Here is a 20,925-nt window from a genome sequence, read left to right on the forward strand (position 1 = left end):
CCGGCTGATTCGGGTCTAATCTACCCGTAGATGAATCTGACATCAAACGCGATTTGACAAAATCGAATCGAGTGGACTCAAGCTGCGACTCAGGCGCCGATTTTCGCGCGTTTCGGTGCGTGAAAATGTTCGAGCCGTGCAAGCCAGTCTTCTCGGCCGGGGCTGTTTCGGTCGCGCCCACCAAGGGGCTAGAGGATGTCAAAGAGCGGCTGACGCCGCCCTTTTTCGTGGTTTCCCTGAGAGCTGCCGCGCTTCGGGCAGCCGGTGTCACCGGCCCTCGAAGCCGGTCAGCACGCCGACGGCATTGATGCCGATTTCCTCGACGGCGTAGCCGCCTTCCATGACGAACAGCGTCGGCAGGCCGAGCCTGGCGATGCGGCGGCCGATCATGGGATAGTCCGACGACTTCAGCTTGAACTGGCTGATAGGATCCTTCTCGAACGTGTCGACGCCGAGCGAGACGATGACGACGTCTGGCGCGTAGGCGGCGAGCCTGGCGCAGGCGTCTTCCAGCGAGGCGCTCCAGGCGTCCCAGCCGGTGCCGAACGGCATGGGATAGTTGATGTTGAAACCTTCGCCCGCGCCGGCGCCACGCTCGTCGGCATGGCCGAGGAAGAACGGATATTCGACCATCGGGTCGCCGTGCAAATTGAGGACCTGCACGTCGGCGCGGTCGTAGAAGATCTCCTGTGTGCCGTTGCCGTGATGATAGTCGACATCGAGGATCGAGATGCGGCTGGCCCCCTGGTCGCGGAACCACTGCGCGGCAACGGCCGCGTTGTTGATGTAGCAATAGCCGCCCATGAAGCCGGCTCCGGCATGGTGGCCGGGCGGACGGCAGAGCGCGAAGGCGGAGGCTTCGCCGGCCTTGACCAGGCCCGCGGCGGTCAGCGCGACGTCGTAGGAGGACTTGATCGCGTCCCATGTTCCTTCGACGAAGGTGGCGCCGCCGTCGAAGGAATAATAGCCGAGCAGGGCGTCGACGCGCTTGGGCGGCACGTCGCCGCGCAGGCCGCGTGTCGGCCAGGTGAAGGGCATGGCTGTGCCTGTGTGGCCCTCGGCGATCCATTGCGGCCAGACCGTCGGCAGGAAATCGACGTAGTCGGCCCTGTGGATGCGCTTGGCGGCGGCAAGATCATGCTCGGCCGGCGCGATGATCGGCCCGAGTTTCTCGCTGTCGACCCGCGCCTTGATGAACTCGGCGCGCGAGGGTTTTTCGAAACCCGGCACGATCGCCGATGTGACCAGTTCCATCTGGCCGGCGTGGCCGGCGTGAAGCGGCGAATAGACAGTCTTCATAAAATTCCTCTCGAAATGCGAAATCAGTCAAGGTTGAGGTAGGGGGTCACCAGAGCGAGCCACATGGTTTCGACATCGTCCTCGATGAGGTCGTATGTCCGGCGATCCCTTTTCAGGCCGACAAGACGGCAGGCGTGTCCGACCTCCATCATCAGCACGCCGAGCCGGTTGGCGACCTTGTCTTCGAGAGCCGGGTTCACGTGCCGCAGCCACGCCGCATAGAGGGCGATGATCTGGTCGTCATACTCGTTCTGGATCGGTCTCAGGTCGGCGTTGCCTGAAATCGCCTCGATCACCGGCATCAGGCTGGCATTGTCGAGATAAAGCCTGGAGGTATCGGTGAAGAGCCTGCGCACCTCCCGCCGAAACTCCTCGCGGTTGGTGGGCGGATCGACCCTGATGCGCCTCGCGATCACTTCGGGAAAGGATGACAGCCAGCGCCGGGCGAGGTCCAGGAGAATGGCTTCCTTGTTGGGAAAGTATTGGTAGACCGAACCGACCGACAGGCCCGCGCGCTGCGCTATGGCGAGCGTCGTCGGCGTCCTTGTCCCTTGCTCGCGGGTCAGGATCAGCGCCGCGTCGAGAATCCGGTCCACCACCTTGCTCGACCGTTGTTGCCGCGGCTGCTTGCGCGGTTCGAGCGCTATCCTGGTTTTGCGATCGAGATTGCGCTTCACGGCTTGATGTCCTCGTTCCCCGCCCGGTCCCAACATCGGGGCGGGGTTGTCCACAATACATTGCAAATTCCGCATGTTGACAAACGCGAATGATTAGTCGCATTCTTTTATCCACGCTGCCTTGGGGATAACAAGGGGAATTTCGAAGACAGCGCGCCGGCATCATCTTTTCCCATCGCCCCTCCCGCGGAGCGGCAGCTCGTGGGCAGTGGTTGTCGGTCTCAGTCAAAAGCGCGGAGTCGCGATGTCTGTCATGGGTGCGGGTCACAAGGCGGATCTGATCGTCATCAATGGTCGTGTGTTGACCATGGACGATGACAATCCGACAGCCGAAGCCGTTGCCGTCAAGGATGGCGCCATCGTCGCTCTCGGCAGCCAAGCCTCCATCGAAGAGTTCAAGGGCCCGGCCACCAGGGTCATCGACGCCAGGGGCGGTTCGGTGATCCCGGGTTTCATCGAAGCCCACATGCATCTGTTTTCAGGCGCGGCCGAGCTTGCGCATCTGCAGCTGTCGGGCGTCCACGGTTTCGAGGCGCTGCAAAAGGCGATCCGCGACTACGCGTCGACGCACCCCGATGCCAAGATGCTGGTCGGACAGGGCGTCGACTACACCGTGCTCGATGACGAGCGAGTGACGCGCCATCATCTCGATGCGATCCTGCCGGACCGGCCCTTCGTCATGGCCGCGCCCGATCACCATACGATGTGGGCCAACAGCAGGGCGCTGGACATGGCCGGCATCCTGAATGGGCGCGCGCTTGGCCCCGGCAATGAGATCGTCATGGGCGACGACGGCCTGGCCAATGGCGAACTGCGCGAGGGCGAGGCTTTCGGCCCGGTTCTCGATCTTGCCGGTGAGAGCCGGGTGCGGCTCGGGCTGGCGACAGGCGGCGAACCGGACCCGATGCCATCGGCGGAAGAGCGGGCCTTCGACCGCGACATCATGCGGCGTGGGCTCGCCTGGTGCGCGCGCCACGGCATCACCTCCATCCAGAACATGGACGGCAATCTCTACCAGCTCGAATTGCTGGCCGAGATCGAGGCCGAGGAGGGTCTACCCTGCCGGGTGCAGATACCCTTCCATTACAAGAATTTCATGACGCTCGACATGCTCGACAAGGCGTCCACAATGGCTGAGCGCTACAATGGCGAGTGGCTGTCGTCAGGCATGGTCAAGGTGTTCTACGACGGCGTGCTCGATTCCTGGACGGCCGTCATGATCGAGCCCTATGCCGACCGTCCCGACTGGGTGGGCGACCCCCTGTTCACGCCCCAGCAATTCATCGATCTCGCCGTCGCCGTCGACAGGCGCGGCCTGCAGATCGCCGTGCATTCGATCGGCGACGGCGCGGTGCGCGCCGTGCTCGACGGCTACGAGGCGGCGCAAAAGGCCAATGGCAGGCGCGACAGCCGGCATCGTGTCGAACATATAGAGGTCATCGGCGCATCTGATGTGCCGCGTTTCGCCGAACTCGGCGCCATCGCTTCGATGCAGCCGCCGCATCCGCCCGGCGCCATGGATTTTCCGCTGGAGCCGACTGTGTCGCGCATCGGGCCGGCGCGCTGGCCGCTGAGCTATGCCTGGCGCACCCTGAAGAATGCCGGCGCGCATGTCGTGTTCGCGTCGGACTGGCCGGTGTCGCCGATCGATCCGATCCTGGGCATCCAGGCGGCAGTGATGCGCAAACCATGGGCATCAAGCGATCCGGACCAGAGCTTCTCGCTGCGTGAATCGCTTGCCGCCTACACGGTCGAGGGCGCCTATGCCGAATTCGCCGAGCACCGCAAGGGCACGCTGAAGCCGGGCTATATGGCCGATCTGGTGGTTTTGTCGGCCGACATCGAAAAGACTATGCCGGCCGACCTGCACAAGGTGCGCCCGGTAACAACGATCTGCGGCGGCAAAGTCACCTACCAGGCCTGACATGGCATGCGGCTTGCCTGCTGAAATGGCGGACTGAAATGACCGACTGAACTGTGATTCAATGCCGGACTTGCCAACCCACCGGCCATGTGGTCACATCCAATAGGGGAAAAGCTCCGCCAGCAAGAGCGGGGTCAACAGTGAGGCGTAATCGTGCCGGACAAACCGGATCGGAATGCGATTGAAGTAGTAAACGTCAGCAAAATTTTCGGATCGGGTGAGGGGCAGGTCGCTGCCCTCGACACAGTCTCGGTATCCATCCGCGAAAACGAATTCTTCACACTGCTGGGACCATCCGGCTGCGGCAAGACCACCTTGCTGCGGCTGATCGCCGGCTTCGACTTTCCAACCACCGGCGAAATCCTGCTTTACGGCCAGGACATCGCGCCATTGCCGCCCTTCAAGCGGCCGGTCAACACCGTCTTCCAGTCCTATGCGCTGTTCCCTCACATGACGGTGGCAGACAATATCGGCTTCGGCCTGGAGATGCTGGGCAAGCCCAAGGCGCAGATCAAGGCGCGCGTTGCCGAGATGCTGAAGCTGGTCAAGATGGAGGCGCTGGCGGGCCGGCGCACCGGCCAGATTTCCGGCGGCCAGCAGCAGCGCGTGGCGCTGGCCCGGGCGCTCGCGCCGCAACCGAAGGTGCTGCTGCTCGACGAACCGCTCTCCGCCCTCGACTACAAGCTGCGCAAGGAGATGCAAATCGAGTTGAAGCGGCTGCAGCACGAGACCGGCATAACCTTCATCTTCGTCACCCATGACCAGGAAGAAGCGCTGACGATGTCGGACCGCATCGCGGTGATGTCGTCGGGCAAGATCCTGCAGGTCGGCTCGCCCTGGGATATCTACGACAAGCCTGCCGAACGCTTCGTCGCCGACTTCATCGGCGAGACCAACTTTCTCACCGCGGCCATATCGGGCACCGGCAACGGCAAGGCGCGCGCGACGCTCAAATCCGGCACCACCATCGAGGCGACCGTCGCCGAAGGTTTCCAGCCGAAGGACAACGCCACCGTGGTGGTGAGGCCGGAGCATGCCAAGCTGACCAAGAGTAAGGGCGACCTGTCGGGCACGGTCGACAACATCGTCTATTTCGGCACCGACACGCATATCCATGTCCAGCTCGACAGCGGCGAAGCCTTCACCGTGCGCCAGCAGAACACGCGCAGCGCCGGCTGCGGTTTCGAGCGCGGTGACAAGGTCGGCATCCTGATCGGCAACGACGCCGCGCAAGTGCTGAGGGACTGATGGCCACCGCCGAAGAAGTCGCCAAGGCAGCGGAGCGGCGCGACGTCCGCGACCGCTGGCTGCTGTCAGCGCCGGCGCTGCTGGTCATTCTGCTCGCCGCGACCGGCCCGTTGCTGATCGTGCTCGTCTATTCGTTCCTGACGCCCGGCGCCTATGGCGACGTGAAGTGGCAATTTTCGCCGGAAGCCTGGGTGTCGGTGTTCATGGAACGCGACATTTTTGACGACACGCTGTCGCTCGCGGCCGCCCACGTCACCATTTTCCTGCGCTCGATCAAGCTCGCGGTGGTGACGACGCTGGCGACTTTGGCGCTCGGCTTCCCGACCGCCTATTTCATGGCGACGCGCAGCGAAAAGACCAGGGATCTCTGGCTATTCCTGATCACCATTCCGTTCTGGACCAACCTCCTTATCCGTACCTTCGCGGTGCTGCAGATCATCCGCAACGAAGGCATCGTCAATACCATCCTTCTGAAGCTCGGCATCGTCTCGGCGCCGGTGCAGATCCTCTACACCGACACGGCGATCCTGATCGGCATGGCCTATGTCTACCTGCCGCTGATGGTGCTGCCGATCTATGCCAGCATGGAAAAACTCGATTTCCGGCTGGTCGAGGCTGGCTACGATCTCTACGCGACACGCTTCAAGGTGCTGCGCAAGATCATTTTTCCGCTGGTCAAACCCGGCGTCATCGCCGGCTCCATCCTGGTCTTCATTCCTGCCCTTGGCGCTTATGTGACGCCGAGCGTGCTTGGCGGCGGCAAGAACATGATGCTGTCCAACCTGATCGAGTTGCAGTTCGGACAAGGCCGCAACTGGCCACTCGGTTCGGCGTTGTCGATCACGGTCATGATCATCGTGATGGTGGCGCTGCTTGCCTATGTGCGCAATGCCGGCAAGTCGGGGGTGCGGCATGGCTAGCAACTTCTCCATCAAGCACCAGCCTGGATTCACCGCGATCGCGGCGACCTGTTTCGTCGTGCTTTATCTGCCGATCGTCGTGCTGGTGATCTATGCCTTCAACGCGGCGACCTCGACTTCCGAATGGGGCGGTTTTTCGCTGAAATGGTTCCAGTCGGCATATCAGAACACGCAGGTCATCGACGCGACGCTGCGCTCGTTCCAGATCGGCGCCACCGCGGCGGTGCTGTCGACCATCTTCGCCACCATGGCGGCGCTCGCCACCACGCGCACCGCGCCCTATCCCGGCCTCACCTTCAAATACGCAGCGATCAACCAGCCGCTGATGGTGCCCGAGATCGTCACCGGCGTGGCGCTGCTGATCTTCTTCTCGCGCATCAAGATCTTCACCGGCTATTCGGGCCTCGGTTACCTGATCGCCGCGCATACGGCGTTCTGCATTCCTTTCGCCTATTTGCCGATCAGGGCGCGGCTGGAGAATATGGACCTGACTCTGGAACGCGCCGCCGCCGACCTCTACGCGACGCCGTGGAAGACCTTCCGCCGCATCACGCTGCCGCTTTTGTGGCCCGGCATCCTTGCCGGACTGATGCTGGCCTTCGTCATCTCGCTGGATGACGTCGTCATCACCGAATTCGTCAAGTCGGGCGGCCAGGACACGCTGCCCACCTATATGCTCGGCCAGATCCGCCGCGGCATCACACCCGAGATCAACGCGATATCGACCGCCTTCCTGCTGCTTTCGGTTGCGATCGTCACGTTGTTTTTCTTCGTCAGCAGGAAACGAGACTGAACCTGAAATGGGAGCTGGAACGATGAACTGGAAGACAACAACGGCCACCTTGGGGTTGGCGTTGCTCGCTTCGACGGGCCTTGCGCGCGCCGACGGCGTGCTCAACATCTACAATTGGGGCAACTACACCAGCCCCGACGTAATCAAGAAGTTCGAGCAGAAATACAACGTCAAGGTGACCATCACCGACTACGATTCCAACGACACGGCGCTCGCCAAGGTTCGCCAGGGCGGCACCGGCTTCGACATAGCGGTGCCCTCGCAGACCTACGTGCCGATCTGGATAAAGGAAGGCCTCGTCCAGGAGACCGATCCGGGCAAGATGGAGAACGCGAAGAACATCGCGCCCGAATGGGCCAATCCTGAATTCGATCCTGGCCGCAAATATTCCGTGCCATGGGCCTGGGGCACGATCGGCGTGGTCGTCAACACCGACGCCTACAAGGGTCCTGCCGACACCTGGGGCATCGTGTTCAACACGCCCGACGAGTTGAAGGGCAAGGTCAATGTCGTTCCAGAGATGAACGACGTCATCTTCGCGGCAGTCAAATATGTCGGCGGCGAGCAATGCACCGACGACAAGGCGGTGCTGAAGAAGGTGCGCGACCTTCTGGTCGCGGCCAAGCCGAACTGGATCGCCATGGAATACAACACCATCGAGAAGATGGGCGCCGGCGACTTCAAGGCGACCAGCGACTGGAACGGCTCGGCGCTGCGCCAGCGCCTGGCCAACCCGGCTATCCACTACAACTATCCGAAAGAAGGCTTTGGCCTGTGGAGCGACAATGTCGTCGTCCTGAAGGAAGCCAAGAATGTCGAGAACGCCAAGTTGTTCCAGAACTTCATCATGGATCCGGAAAACGCGGCCGGCCTCTCGGCCTTCCACCGCTACGCTAATGCCATCACCGGCTCGGAGAAGTATATGCCGGCCGACATGAAGGATGCGCCGGAAGTGGTCATTCCGGCCGACGCCAAGCCGCATGGCGAATTCCAGAAGATGTGCGCTCCCGAAACCCAGGAGATCTACACCAAGATCTGGACCGAACTGCAGAAGTGATCGCTGCGTGATCGACCCGGTGGCACATGCCGCCGGGTCTTTTCCGTTTCCGGGAATGGCTTTCATGGACTCCTATCGCAACAGCGATCCGCGGCCGCCGATCATGCAGGGCTCGCCGCCCGCCATGGTGCCACCAAGGCTCGACTGGGACAGGCCGCCCTGGAACCGCTGGGCTTTCCAGCACATCAGGGAAATTCTGCCGACCGTCGAAGTCTGGCGCGGCAATGGCCACCGTCACCGCCTCGAACGCGCAGAGGTCGATCTCGACGGGCTGCCGGTCGAGGGCAGCGATGGCAAGGCCTCGACGCTCGCGGGCCTGCTCGACGAGACCTACACGGATGGTTTCCTGGTGCTCAAGGACGGCAAGATAGCCCATGAGCGTTACTTCAACGGCATGGACGAGCGCACGCTGCATCTGTCGCAGTCGATGGCCAAATCGGTCACCGGCTCGGTGTTCGGCATACTGGCCGGGCGCGGGCTGGTCGATCCGACAAAACCGCTTACCGACTACCTGCCGGAGCTGAAGGCAACCGGGTGGGCCGGCGCCAGCGTCCAGCACGTGCTCGACATGACGAGCGGAGTGCGCTTTTCCGAGGAATATACCGATCGCTATTCCGATATCGGCCAGGTCGATGTCGCCACCGGCTGGAAGCCGGTGCCGCCGGGCAGCGACCCGGACTTTCGCTGGCCCGCGCACATGTTCGAGCTGATCCTGGGCTTGAAGGACATTGTTCGGCCACATGGGGCGGCATTCGAGTACCGCTCGGTCGAAACCGATGTGCTCGCGTTCATCATGGAGGGGGTGACAGGCAAGCGGCTGGCACAGCTGGTTTCGGAAGAACTCTGGCAAAAGCTCGGCGCCGATGAAAGCGCCTGCTTCACCGTCGACAGCGCGGGCTACGCACTGGCCGATGGCGGCTTCAACGCGACGCTGCGCGATTATGCCCGCTTCGGCCAGCTGATCCTCGACAATGGCGGTGGCATCGTGCCTGCCGATTGGATCGAGGCGACGCGCAGCGGCAGCCACGGGCCGGGCTTTAGTCCGAGCCTGCCAGAGGGCAGCTATCGCAACCAGTTCTGGATCGAGAATCCGCATTCGCGGGCGCTGATGTGCCGGGGCGTGTTCGGGCAGATGATCCACATCGACTGGAATACGCGGATGGTCGTGGTCAAGCTTTCGAGCTGGCCGGATTTCAGCAACGTCGCCTATTCCATGGCGACGCTGAAGGCCGTGCATGCCATCGCCGCCGCGCTGAGCTGAACCCCCACAAGACACGACCTGGAAGGAAATGCCATGACCGGCAAGACCGCGTTCGAGACCCGTTCCGGCTTCCGCCGCAACCAGGTGCTGCTCGCCAACTGGCGGGAAAATCCGTTCAACCGATGGTCATTCCAGAACGTCGGCGAGCTGGTGCCGAGCGCGCGTGTCGCCGCCCTGCCGGTCAACGAGGCGCCGGCCGAGGATTTCGGCGGATTGCTCGACGAAAAGGTCGCGTTGGCGAGCACGCCGGAAACCGTCGCGGCTTTTCTCAGCCGCTCGCACACGGATGCGCTGACCGTCATGAGAGGCGGCAGGATCGTCGGCGACTGGTTTGCGCCGCATATGGATTTCGGCGCCCGCCACATCATTTTTTCGATCAGCAAGTCGGTGACCGCGATCATGGCCGGCATATTGGAAGGCGAGGGCGTGTTCGATCCGGAAGCGCCGGTGACGGCCTACATACCGGAAGCCGGCGATTCGGCCTATGGCGAGGCTACCGTGCGGCATGTGCTCGATATGAGTGTCAGCCTCGATTTCGAAGAAGCCTATCTCGATCCCGAAAGCGCCTTTGCCCGCTACCGGCGCGCCACCTTGTGGAACCCCGGCGGCGGCACGGAAAGCCTGCGTGAATTCCTCCTGACGCTGCAGCGTCTCGCCGAGCCGCACGGCCAGACCTTCCGTTACCGGTCGCCCAATTCCGACCTGCTTGGCCTGCTGCTCGAACGGGCGTCTGGCCAGCGCTTCGCCGACCTGATGCGCGAGAAACTGTGGCAGCCGCTCGGCGCCGCCAGCGAAGCTTCGGTGGCGGTAGATAGGGAGGGCACGGCGCGCACTGCCGGCGGCATATCGGTGACGCCGCGCGATCTGGCGCGCGTCGGCGAGATGATGCGGCAAGGGGGCACTGCGAATGGCCGCCGCATCGTGCCCGAGGCCTGGGTGCGCGACACCACGGTAACCGGCGGCAGTTCTGAAGCCTGGCAGCGTGGCGCCATGCTGCCGCTGTTTCCCAAGGGCCGCTACCGCAACAAATGGTACCAGACAGGACATGAGAACGGGGCCTATTGCGGCATCGGGATCCATGGCCAGTGGCTCTATGTCGACCCCCGGACGGAAGTGGTGATCGCCAAGATGTCGTCGCAGCCCGAGCCGGTTGACGATCCGCTCGATCTCGAGATCGTCGCATTCTTCGAAGCGCTGAGCCGGATGGTCTGAGCGGCCGCAACATTAGGGCGCGCTTTCCTGTGGACCTCTGTCGCCGGTGAAACCGCGAAGGTTGGCGGGCAGGATAACTGCGCCTATGGTCGCCGCTCTTTTCGAGAAGAGCAGGAACGGCATGGCATCCGACATCAAGCGCATCGCAGCCATTATCGCGACCGAGATTACAGCGCGGCCCGAACAGGCTGCCGCTGCCATCGGGCTGCTCGACGAAGGCGCGACCGTGCCGTTCGTGGCGCGCTACCGCAAAGAGGTGACGGGCGGGCTCGACGATACGCAACTGCGCCTGCTGTCGGAGCGTCTTGCCTATCTGCGCGAGCTCGACGCGCGGCGTGACACCATCCTTGGCTCGATCCGGGAGCAGGGCAAGCTGACCGACGAGCTTGAAACCAAGCTCGCCGCCGCCGTCACCAAGGCCGAGCTGGAGGACATCTACCTGCCCTACAAGCCCAAGCGCCGCACCAGGGCGGAGATCGCCCGGGAGCGTGGGCTGGGACCCCTGGCGGAAGCCATCCTGGCCGACCGTTCGCTGGTGCCGGCGGAACTCGCACTGGCCTATCTGACCGAGGACGTGGCCGACGCCAAGGCGGCACTTGAGGGCGCGCGCGACATAGTGTCGGAGCAGTTCGCCGAGAATGCAGACCTGGTCGGCAAGCTGCGAAGCTACATGAAGGAACGCGCCTTCATGCGCGCCAGGGTGGTCGACGGCAAGCAGGAGGCGGGTGCGAAATTCTCCGATTATTTCGACCATGTCGAGCGCTGGGCCACCGTGCCGAGCCACCGCGCGCTGGCGATGCTGCGCGGCCGCAACGAGGAGGTGCTGTCGCTCGACATCGAGGTCGATGCCGACGACTCTTCACCGGTGAAGCCGGTAGAGCGGATGATCGCCAATGCCTACGCCATCGGCGGCAGCCTGCCGGGCGATCGCTGGCTGATGGAGGTCGCAGGCTGGACCTGGCGCATAAAACTATCCCTGCACCTGACGCTCGATCTGATGCGCGACCTGCGCGAACGGGCCGAGGAAGAGGCGATCCACGTCTTCGCCCGCAATTTGAAGGATCTGCTGCTCGCCGCCCCCGCCGGATCGCGGCCGACGATGGGGCTCGACCCTGGCATCCGCACCGGCGTCAAGGTCGCGGTGGTCGACGGCACCGGCAAGCTGGTGGCGACGACAACGGTCTATCCGTTCCCGCCCAGGAACGATGTGCGTGGCACGCAGGCGGAGCTCGCCAAGCTCGTTCGCCTGCACAAGGTCGAGCTGATCTCGATCGGCAATGGCACCGGCAGCCGCGAAACCGAGAAGCTGGTGGCCGACATGCTGTCCGACATGCCTTCCGACGGCGGGCCGAAGCCGCTCAAGGTGATCGTCAGCGAGGCCGGCGCTTCGGTCTATTCGGCTTCGGCGACGGCGGCGGCGGAATTCCCCGGTCTCGACGTATCATTGCGCGGTGCGGTGTCGATCGCGCGCCGCTTGCAGGATCCGCTGGCCGAACTGGTCAAGATCGAGCCGAAATCGATCGGCGTCGGCCAGTATCAGCACGATGTCGACCAGTACCGGCTTGGCCGCTCGCTGGAGGCGGTGGTCGAGGACGCCGTCAACGCGGTTGGCGTCGATCTCAACACCGCCTCGGCGCCGCTTCTGGCCCGCGTGTCAGGCCTCGGCGCGTCGCTGGCCGACGCCATCGTCGCGCACCGCGATGCCACCGGCCCGTTCGCCAGCCGCAAGGACCTGCTCAAGGTTTCCCGCCTCGGGCCGCGCGCGTTCGAGCAATGCGCCGGCTTCCTGCGCATCCCGAACGGCTCCGAGCCGCTCGACGCCTCGGCCGTGCATCCGGAAGCCTACGGCGTGGCCAAAAAGATCGTCGCCGCCTGCGGACGCGATGTGCGTTCGCTGATGGGCGACAGTGCGGCGCTGAAGGCGCTCGATCCGCGCGTTTTCGTCGACGAGCGGTTCGGCCTGCCGACGGTGCGCGACATTTTGGCCGAGCTGGAAAAGCCCGGCCGCGATCCGCGCCCCGGCTTCAAGACGGCAACCTTCGCCGATGGCATCGACGACATCAAGGATCTGAAGCCCGGCATGCTGCTGGAAGGCACCGTCACCAATGTCGCCGCCTTCGGCGCTTTCGTCGACATCGGCGTCCACCAGGACGGGCTGGTGCACGTTTCGCAACTGGCCGACCGTTTCATCAAGGACGCGCATGAGGTGGTCAAGGCCGGCGACGTGGTCAAGGTGCGGGTCGTCGACGTCGACATCAAGCGCAAGCGGATCGCGCTTTCCATGCGCAGGGATGGTGGCGGCGCATCGCGCGGCCCGCGCGACAATGGCGGCGGCAGGCCGGCGCCACGCTCGCCAGCGCCGCAGCGCCAGCCGGAGCGACCGGCGCAGCAAGGTGCGTTCGGTGCGGCGTTGGCGGATGCGCTGAAACGGAAGTAGCTACCACGCCAGAACAGCCGGGTCCTTTTCAACCTGGCTCGTCAGCCAATCTCGAAAACTCGCGACCGGCGGATGGCCGCGCTTGTCGTGCGGGACGACCAGATAATAGGCGCTGCGGCTGTGCATAGGCTGGCCGGGCGCGGGCACTAGCTGGCCGCGCTGCAACTCGCCTGAGATGAGGATTTGCGGCAGCAGAGCCACGCCCAGACCCGCCATGCAGGCCTGGGCGGCGGTGCCGAACTGTTCGAACTGCATACCCGGTCCGGTCGGCGCGCTCAGGCCCTGATGCTCAAACCATTCTGTCCAGGCGCCAGGCCGCGTCGCCATGTGCAGCAGCGGCAGACGGCCGATGTCGGCCGGCGTGGCGATGGAGCGCTCGGCGAGAAATTCGGGCGACACCACCGGGGCCACCACCTCCCGCACCAGCAGCGTCGAGTCTGCCTCGGGCCAGTCCGGCAGGCCATAATGGATGGCGGCGTCCAGCCGCTCTCTGGCGAAGTCGAAGCGGCCGACGCGGGTGACGAAGTTGATGGTGATGTCGGGATTGTTGTCGACGAAGTCTGGGATCATCGGCATCAGCCAGCGCGTGCCGAAGGTCGGCAGGATTGCGAGGTTCAGGATGCCTCTATGCCGATTACTCATCAATCCAAGCGCTGCGTCGCGCAATTGGCCAAGTGCCGAACGGACCACTTCGGCGTAGGTTTCGCCCGCCGCCGACAGCCGGACATTGCGGCTGTCGCGCTCGAACAGCCGGCGGCCAAACTGGTCCTCGATCAGCCTGATCTGCCGACTGACGGCGCCCTGGGTTAAATCCAGCTCCTGGGCTGCAGCGGTGAAACTGCCAAGCCGGGCCACCGCTTCGAAGGCGGCAAGCGCGTTGATGTTAGGCAAAAGACGACGTTGGACGCTCATGATCTATTCCTAACGCTCATTGATCGGTGAAGCAATTTCGTTTGATTTTTTCAGGCCGTGGGCCGATAAGCCGGACTTCACCCGTTTTTAAGGATCGAGACGCCATGGCTGCCGACAAGAATGCATTCGTCTGGGAAGACCCGTTCCTGATCGAGGACCAGCTTTCGGAAGACGAGCGCATGGTGCGGGACGGGGCGGCGGCCTTCGCCGCCGACAAGCTCGCGCCGCGCATCGAGGAGGCCTATCTCAACGAAACCTTCGACACGGCGATTTTTCGCGAGATGGGCGAGGCCGGCCTGCTCGGCATCAACATTCCGGAAGAATTCGGCGGCCTCGGCGCCAACTATGTCACCTACGGCCTGGTCGCCCGCGAAGTGGAGCGCGTCGATTCCGGCTATCGTTCGATGATGTCGGTGCAGTCGTCGCTGGTGATGTATCCCATTTATGCCTATGGCTCGGACGAACAGCGCAGGAAGTATCTACCCGAGCTCGCCAGCGGCGAGTGGATAGGCTGTTTCGGCCTGACCGAACCGGATGCCGGCTCCGACCCCGGCGGCATGAAGACGCGCGCCGAGAAGACCGCCAATGGTTACAAGCTTACCGGCTCCAAGATGTGGATCTCCAATGCGCCCGTCGCCGACGTGTTCGTCGTCTGGGCGAAGCTGAAGGGCGAGAACGGCAAGGATGAGATCCGTGGCTTCGTCCTGGAAAAGGGCATGAAGGGGCTTTCGGCGCCGAAGATCGGCGGCAAGCTGTCGCTGCGGGCGTCGATCACCGGCGAGGTGGTTATGGAAGGCGTCGAGGTCGGCGAGGATGCTCTGCTGCCCAACGTGTCGGGGCTGAAGGGGCCGTTCGGCTGCCTCAACCGGGCTCGCTACGGCATTTCCTGGGGCTCGATGGGCTCGGCCGAAGATTGCTGGCATCGCGCGCGCCAGTATGGCCTCGACCGCAAGCAGTTCGGCAAGCCGCTGGCCAGCACGCAGCTCTACCAGAAGAAGCTCGCCGACATGCAGACAGAGATCGCGCTTGGGCTGCAGGCCTCGTTGCGCGTCGGGCGGCTGCTCGACGAAGGCAAGATGGCGCCGGAGATGATCTCGATCGTCAAGCGCAACAATTGCGGCAAGGCGCTCGACATCGCCCGCCAGGCGCGCGACATGCATGGCGGCAACGGCATCCAGATCGGCTATCACGTGATGCGCCATGCGCAGAATCTGGAGACGGTCAACACCTATGAGGGCACGCATGACGTGCACGCGCTGATCCTGGGACGGGCGCAGACGGGGATCCAAGCGTTTTTCTGAGGTTCGGTAGCCGTTTAAGTTAGGTGCAGCGCAACATCCGCTTGGAGAATGACGGCCAGATGTGTCAGGGTTCGGCCAGCTAAACGCCGATCTTCCGGGGCTCCATGGCAATTCTGGCCGCCGTCTATCACCTGACCCATTACAAATACGACCGGCCGGTGGTTCTTGGTCCCCAGGTGATCAGGCTCCAGCCGGCGCCACATTCGCGCACCAAAGTGCTCAGCCATTCGTTGAAGGTCGAGCCGGCGAACCACTTCGTCAATCTCCAGCAGGACCCCTACGGCAATTTCCTCGCCCGTTTCGTCTTTCCCGACCCGGTGAGCGAACTCAAGATCGAGGTCGACCTCGTCGCCGACATGACGGTCTACAACCCGTTCGATTTCTTCGTGGAGGAGACGGCGGAAAATTTCCCGTTCGAGTATCCGGAAGAGACACGCAACGACCTCGCCATCTATCGCACACCGGAACCGGCAGGCCCGCTGCTGTCGGCGTTCCTGAAAACCATCGATACCAGCCCGAAAAACACGGTCAATTTTCTCGTCGACCTCAATGCCCGGCTGCAGCGCGAAATCGCCTATATCGTGCGCATGGAGACCGGCGTGTTCTCGCCGGAGGAAACGCTGGCGGCCGCCAAAGGGTCGTGCCGCGATTCGAGCTGGCTGCTGGTGCAGATCCTGCGCAATCTAGACATCGCCGCGCGCTTTGTCTCGGGTTATCTGATCCAGCTCAAGCCCGACCTCGTCGCGCTCGATGGGCCGGCCGGTACATCCGTGGATTTCACTGACCTGCACGCCTGGTGCGAGGTCTATCTTCCCGGCGCTGGCTGGATCGGTTTCGACCCGACTTCGGGTCTGCTTACCGGCGAGAGCCATGTACCGCTTGCCGCCACCCCGCATTTTCGCAATGCAGCGCCCATTTCCGGCATGGCGAGCTTTGCCAATGTCGAGTTCGGCTTCGACATGCGGGTCGACCGCATCGCGGAGCATCCGCGCATCACCAAGCCGTTCTCGGATGAAAGCTGGCATGCGCTTGATGCGCTCGGCAACAAGGTCGATGCGGCGCTGGCGGACGGGGATGTACGGCTGACCATGGGCGGCGAGCCGACCTTCGTGTCGATCGACGATTTCGAGTCCGCCGAGTGGAACACCGCCGCCGTCGGCCCGACAAAACGCGAAAAGGCCGATGCGCTGATCCGGAGGCTGCGCGAGCGCTTCGCGCCTGGCGGCTTCCTCCATTATGGCCAAGGCAAATGGTACCCCGGCGAAAGCTTACCGCGCTGGACCTTTTCGCTCTACTGGCGCACCGACGGCCAGCCGGTGTGGAGCGACCCGTCGCTGATCGCGCGGGAGAAAAGCGAAGCCGATATCGGTCCGAAGCAGGCCGAGAGCCTGCTGACCGCGATCGCCGGCGAGCTCGGCATCGAAACGTCCATGGTCAGCGAAGCCTATGAGGATCCGGCCGAGTGGCTGCTCAAGGAAGGCAAGCTGCCGGAGAATGTCGATCCGTCCAATTCGAAGCTGGAGGATCCCGAAGAGCGCAGCCGCATGGCGACGGTGTTCGAACGCGGGCTGACCAAGCCGTCGGGCTATGTGCTGCCGGTGCAGCGCTGGAACAGCCAGGCGTCGGGCCAGCGCTGGCGCTCGGAAAAATGGACGACGCGGCGCGGGCGGCTGTTCCTGGTGCCGGGCGATTCACCGGTCGGCTACCGCCTGCCGCTCGGCACGCTGCCTCACGTGCCGCCGGAGCAGTTTCCCTACATCGTTCCGGTCGATCCGTCGCAGCCGCGCGGTGCGCTGCCCGTGCGGGAGGCGATCTTGCCCATGGCGGCTCCGGCCGATCCTCAGGGCGCCGATGAAATGGCACGCCGCCAGCAGGCGGCATCGTTCACGGCCGCGACCGCCCAGCAGGACCGGGTCGAGCAGGAGATCACCGAGATCGGCGGCGCGGTGCGTACCGCGCTTTCGGTCGAGCCGCGCGAGGGACGGCTCTGCGTGTTCATGCCGCCGGTCGAGGCGCTGGAGGATTATCTTGAGCTGGTGGCAGCAGCCGAGAACGCGGCCAAGGCGATCAGGTTGCCAGTGCACATCGAGGGCTACGGCCCGCCGCATGATCCGCGCCTCAACGTCATCCGCGTCGCGCCGGACCCTGGCGTCATCGAGGTCAACATCCATCCGGCTGCCAACTGGCAGGACTGCGTGGCGACGACCACGGCGATCTACGAGGAGGCGCGGCAAACGCGGCTTGGCGCGGATAAATTCATGATCGACGGCCGCCACACCGGCACCGGCGGCGGCAACCATGTTGTGGTCGGCGGCGCGACCCCCAATGACAGCCCGTTTCTGCGCCGCCCCGATCTTTTGAAGAGCCTAGTGCTGCAATGGCAGCGGCATCCCTCGCTGTCTTATCTCTTCTCCGGCCTGTTCATCGGCCCGACCAGCCAGGCGCCGCGCTTCGACGAGGCGCGCCACGATTCGCTCTACGAGCTTGAAATCGCCATGACGCAGGTGCCGCGTCCGGACCAGGGCAACGTGCCTTTGCCATGGCTGGTCGACCGGCTGTTCCGCAACCTTTTGACCGACGTCACCGGGAACACGCATCGCTCGGAAATCTGCATCGACAAGCTGTTTTCGCCTGATGGACCGACCGGACGACTGGGCCTGGTCGAGTTCCGCGGCTTCGAGATGCCACCCAATGCGCGCATGAGCCTGGCGCAGCAACTGCTGGTCAGGGCGATCATCGCCCGTGCCTGGAAGAACCCGCTCGACGGCCGTTTCGTGCGCTGGGGCACGTCGCTGCACGACCGCTTCATGCTGCCGCATCATGTCTGGGCGGATTTTCTCGACGTTCTCGACGACCTCAAGCTCAACGGTTTCACGTTCCGCCCCGAATGGTTCGACGCGCAGCTCGAGTTCCGCTTTCCCTTCTGCGGCGAGGTCCAATATGCGGGCGTCAAGCTGGAACTGCGGCAGGCCCTGGAGCCGTGGCATGTCATGGGCGAGCAGGGGGCCATCGGCGGCACCGTGCGCTTCGTCGATTCCTCGGTCGAAAGGTTGCAGGTCAAGACCGAAGGTCTCAATCCGGAGCGCCATGCCGTCGTCTGCAACGGCCGCATCGTGCCGATGAAGGTTACCGACAACAGGGAAGTCGCGGTGGCGGGCGTGCGCTTCAAGGCGTGGCAACCCGCTTCGGGCCTGCATCCGGCACTGCCGGTCAATACGCCGCTGGTGTTCGATATCTACGACCGTTGGTCGGGTCGGGCGGTTGGCGGCTGCGTCTATCATGTCGCGCATCCGGGCGGGCGCAGCTACGACACTTTTCCGGTCAACGGCAACGAGGCGGAAGCGCGCCGGCTCGCCCGCTTCGAAGCGCGCGGCCACACGCCGTCGGCCTATGTGTTGCGCGAGGAACAACCCACGGAAGATTTCCCCATGACGCTTGACCTTCGGCGTCCGCCAAGACTCTGATCTGACATGGCAAAGGGGAATCACAAGCGGGTACGCGGCAAGGCGCAGATCCATCGCCTGCTGGAGCACTACCAGCCGATCGACGGCGTCGTCGACGAGATGGTCGACGCTTCGGGCAATCCCCGTCCGGCCTGGAAGCATTTCATCGGGGCGCTCGACGATCTCGGCGCCGAAGAACTCGCCCAGCGTTTTGCGCGTGCCGACCAGTATCTGCGCGACGCCGGCGTCTATTACCGCGTCTATGACAAGGCCGGCGCCAACGAGCGCGAATGGCCGCTGGCGCATGTTCCGGTGCTCATCGAGGACGCCGAGTGGGCAGCGATCAGCGCCGGCCTGGTGCAGCGCGCCGAGCTGTTCGAGGAGATCATCGCCGATATATACGGGCCGAACCGGCTGGTCGAGAAGGGCATCCTGCCGGCCGGACTGATCGCGGCGAGCCCCGAATATTTGCGGCCCGTGGTTGGCACTCGTCCGGCCGACGGCCATTTCCTGCATTTCTGCGCCTTCGAACTCGGCCGCGGGCCGGACGGCCGCTGGTGGGTGTTGGGCGACCGTACTCAGGCACCATCCGGCGCCGGTTTCGCTCTGGAGAACCGCGTCGCCACGACCCGCGCGCTGTCGGACATCTATGGCGAGATGCATGTGCATCGCCTCGCCGGCTTCTTCCGGCGCTTTCGCGATGCGCTGATCGGCATGGCCAGGGAAGCTGACGGCCGCGTCGCCATATTGACGCCTGGGCCGCTCAACGAAACCTATTACGAACACGCCTATATCGCCCGCTATCTCGGCATCATGCTGCTCGAAGGCGAGGACCTGACCGTTTCCGGGGGCAGGCTGATGGTGCGCACCGTTTCCGGGCTGATGCCGATCAGCGTGCTGTGGCGACGGCTGGACGCGGCGTTCGCCGATCCGTTGGAACTGCGCTCGGAGTCGCAAATCGGTACGCCGGGCCTGGTCGAGGCGATCCGGCAAGGCAGCGTCTCCACCGTCAATGCGCTCGGCTCGGGCCTGATGGAAACGCGCGCGCTGCTTGCCTTCCTGCCCAAGATCGCGCGCGAATTGCGGGGCGAGGAACTCGAGCTGCCCACCGTCGCGACATGGTGGTGCGGTCAGGCATCCGACCGAGCGCATGTGCTCGCCAATATCGACCGCATGGTGATCGGGCCGGCGCTGTCGACGAGGCTGGCCTTCGAGGACGACGACCAGACTAGGCTTGGCTCCGCGCTGTCGGCCGGGGAGCGGGCGGACCTGGTGGCGCGCATCGAACGCGACGGCGACGCTTTCGTCGGCCAGGAAGCGGTGACGCTTTCGACGACGCCCGTCTATGTCGGCGGCTGGCTGGAGCCGCGGCCGGCAAGCCTGCGTGTCTACCTGGCGCGCACGCCCGAGGGCTGGACGGTGATGCCGGGCGGGTTCGCCCGCGTCGGCCTGTCGCTCGATCCGACCGCGATCGCCATGCAGCGCGGCGGCCAGGCGGCCGATGTCTGGGTGGTCAGCGACCGGCCGGTGGAGCGCGAGACGCTGCTGCCACAAGAGGGCGACAGCTTCAGCCGCACCAGGCCGGGCAGCCTGCCCAGCCGCGCAGCGGAAAACCTGACCTGGCTCGGCCGCTACATCGAACGCTCGGAAGACACGGTGCGCATCCTGCGCGCCTATCATGTGCGGCTCGCCGAAACTTCCGATCCGGATATGCCGCTGCTGGCCGACATCAGGGATCATCTCGAACCGTTCGGCATCGATGTCGAAACAGCGATCCCATCGGGGCTGATCGGTACGCTGGACAGCGCGGTCTACAGCGCCGGCCAGATCCGCGACCGTTTCTCGCCGGACGGCTGGCTGGCGCTCAAGGACTTGTCGAAGACCATCCATCAGTTCGCGACGACGGTGGCGCCGGGGGATGACGCGACGCGGGCGATGACCGTCATCCTGCGCAAGCTCGCCGGTTTTTCCGGCCTGCTGCACGAGAACATGTACCGCTTCGCGGGCTGGCGGTTCCTGGAGATCGGCCGGCGGCTGGAACGCGGCATACAGATCGCCAGCACGCTCGCCCGGCTGACCAGCGACAAGGCGCCGGACGGCGCGCTCGACATGATGCTGGAGATCGGCGACAGCGTCATGACGCACCGGCGGCAGTACCCTGTGCAAGCCGGCCGCCGCACGGTGATCGACCTTCTGGCGCTCGATCCGCTCAATCCGCGTTCCATCCTGTTCCAGCTCGAACGGCTGAAAGCCGAGATCGGGCTGCTGCCGGCGATCGGCGGCGAGGGGCACATGTCGCCTGCGGCCAAGGAGATCCTGCAGCTCAACACAGCCATCGCCATCAAGGAGCCAGCGGACATGAGTGTGAAGGCGCTGAACGATCTCGCCGGCGAGATAGGCGGGCTCTACAGCAGCCTCGCCAAGGCCTATTTCGGGTAAGG

Annotated in this window: 14 protein-coding genes; 11 read left to right on the forward strand and 3 right to left on the reverse strand. The window is 64.1% G+C overall.

All coding sequences use genetic code 11. From position 1 onward, the window contains the following. Positions 1–267: 267 nt before the first annotated feature. Positions 268–1,299, reverse strand: a complete 1,032-nt coding sequence (locus FJ490_RS17435; protein ID WP_140513627.1) for a histone deacetylase family protein — start codon at positions 1,297–1,299, stop codon at positions 268–270. Between the two features lie 23 nt (positions 1,300–1,322). Then, positions 1,323–1,976, reverse strand: a complete 654-nt coding sequence (locus tag FJ490_RS17440; RefSeq protein WP_140522311.1) for a TetR/AcrR family transcriptional regulator — start codon at positions 1,974–1,976, stop codon at positions 1,323–1,325. A gap of 244 nt (positions 1,977–2,220) precedes the next feature. On the opposite strand from FJ490_RS17440, the gene FJ490_RS17445 reads away from it, so the two are divergent. The 8 genes from FJ490_RS17445 to FJ490_RS17480 all read left to right on the forward strand — a co-directional run bounded on the left by FJ490_RS17445 (position 2,221) and on the right by FJ490_RS17480 (position 12,828). Next, complete coding sequence (locus FJ490_RS17445) at positions 2,221–3,900, forward strand: amidohydrolase (RefSeq protein ID WP_140729045.1); 1,680 nt, start codon at positions 2,221–2,223, stop codon at positions 3,898–3,900. 153 nt (positions 3,901–4,053) lie between these two features. Continuing rightward, positions 4,054–5,148 carry an ABC transporter ATP-binding protein gene (locus tag FJ490_RS17450; protein WP_140729046.1) on the forward strand — a complete coding sequence of 365 codons (1,095 nt, stop codon included), beginning with the start codon at positions 4,054–4,056 and terminating at the stop codon, positions 5,146–5,148. Continuing rightward, entirely contained in the window at positions 5,148–6,068 is a 921-nt protein-coding gene (locus FJ490_RS17455) for an ABC transporter permease (protein WP_140496195.1), read from the forward strand. The genes FJ490_RS17450 and FJ490_RS17455 overlap by 1 nt, the downstream gene beginning before the upstream one ends. Continuing rightward, a complete protein-coding gene (locus tag FJ490_RS17460) occupies positions 6,061–6,861 on the forward strand; it encodes an ABC transporter permease (RefSeq protein ID WP_140513623.1) in 801 nt (266 codons plus the stop codon). Before FJ490_RS17455 ends, FJ490_RS17460 begins: the two co-directional genes overlap by 8 nt. Positions 6,862–6,883: 22 nt before the next feature. Then, positions 6,884–7,918 (forward strand): extracellular solute-binding protein, encoded by a 1,035-nt coding sequence (locus tag FJ490_RS17465; protein WP_140671467.1) that lies wholly within the window; start codon positions 6,884–6,886, stop codon positions 7,916–7,918. A 64-nt stretch (positions 7,919–7,982) separates the two neighbouring features. Further along, positions 7,983–9,179, forward strand: a complete 1,197-nt coding sequence (locus FJ490_RS17470; protein ID WP_140729047.1) for a serine hydrolase — start codon at positions 7,983–7,985, stop codon at positions 9,177–9,179. Between the two features lie 33 nt (positions 9,180–9,212). Further along, positions 9,213–10,391 carry a serine hydrolase gene (locus tag FJ490_RS17475; protein ID WP_140729048.1) on the forward strand — a complete coding sequence of 393 codons (1,179 nt, stop codon included), beginning with the start codon at positions 9,213–9,215 and terminating at the stop codon, positions 10,389–10,391. A gap of 121 nt (positions 10,392–10,512) precedes the next feature. After that, positions 10,513–12,828 carry a Tex family protein gene (locus tag FJ490_RS17480; RefSeq protein WP_140729064.1) on the forward strand — a complete coding sequence of 772 codons (2,316 nt, stop codon included), beginning with the start codon at positions 10,513–10,515 and terminating at the stop codon, positions 12,826–12,828. Here the strand turns inward: FJ490_RS17480 and FJ490_RS17485 are convergent, their stop codons facing one another. Next, on the reverse strand, positions 12,829–13,740 hold the full coding sequence (locus tag FJ490_RS17485; protein WP_140729049.1) for a LysR family transcriptional regulator: 912 nt from the start codon (positions 13,738–13,740) through the stop codon (positions 12,829–12,831). A 104-nt stretch (positions 13,741–13,844) separates the two neighbouring features. Here FJ490_RS17485 and FJ490_RS17490 point away from each other — a divergent pair, with 104 nt between their 5' ends. From FJ490_RS17490 to FJ490_RS17500, 3 genes are all read left to right on the forward strand, one after another. Then, positions 13,845–15,041, forward strand: a complete 1,197-nt coding sequence (locus tag FJ490_RS17490; protein ID WP_140729050.1) for an acyl-CoA dehydrogenase — start codon at positions 13,845–13,847, stop codon at positions 15,039–15,041. Between the two features lie 104 nt (positions 15,042–15,145). Further along, positions 15,146–18,505 carry a transglutaminase family protein gene (locus FJ490_RS17495; protein WP_140729051.1) on the forward strand — a complete coding sequence of 1,120 codons (3,360 nt, stop codon included), beginning with the start codon at positions 15,146–15,148 and terminating at the stop codon, positions 18,503–18,505. A 6-nt stretch (positions 18,506–18,511) separates the two neighbouring features. Continuing rightward, on the forward strand, positions 18,512–20,923 hold the full coding sequence (locus tag FJ490_RS17500; RefSeq protein ID WP_140729052.1) for a circularly permuted type 2 ATP-grasp protein: 2,412 nt from the start codon (positions 18,512–18,514) through the stop codon (positions 20,921–20,923). Positions 20,924–20,925: the final 2 nt, after the last annotated feature.

Origin of the sequence: Mesorhizobium sp. B2-5-11 (genome assembly GCF_006440835.1) — a bacterium.
In the GTDB taxonomy this organism is placed as follows: Bacteria; Pseudomonadota; Alphaproteobacteria; order Rhizobiales; family Rhizobiaceae; genus Mesorhizobium.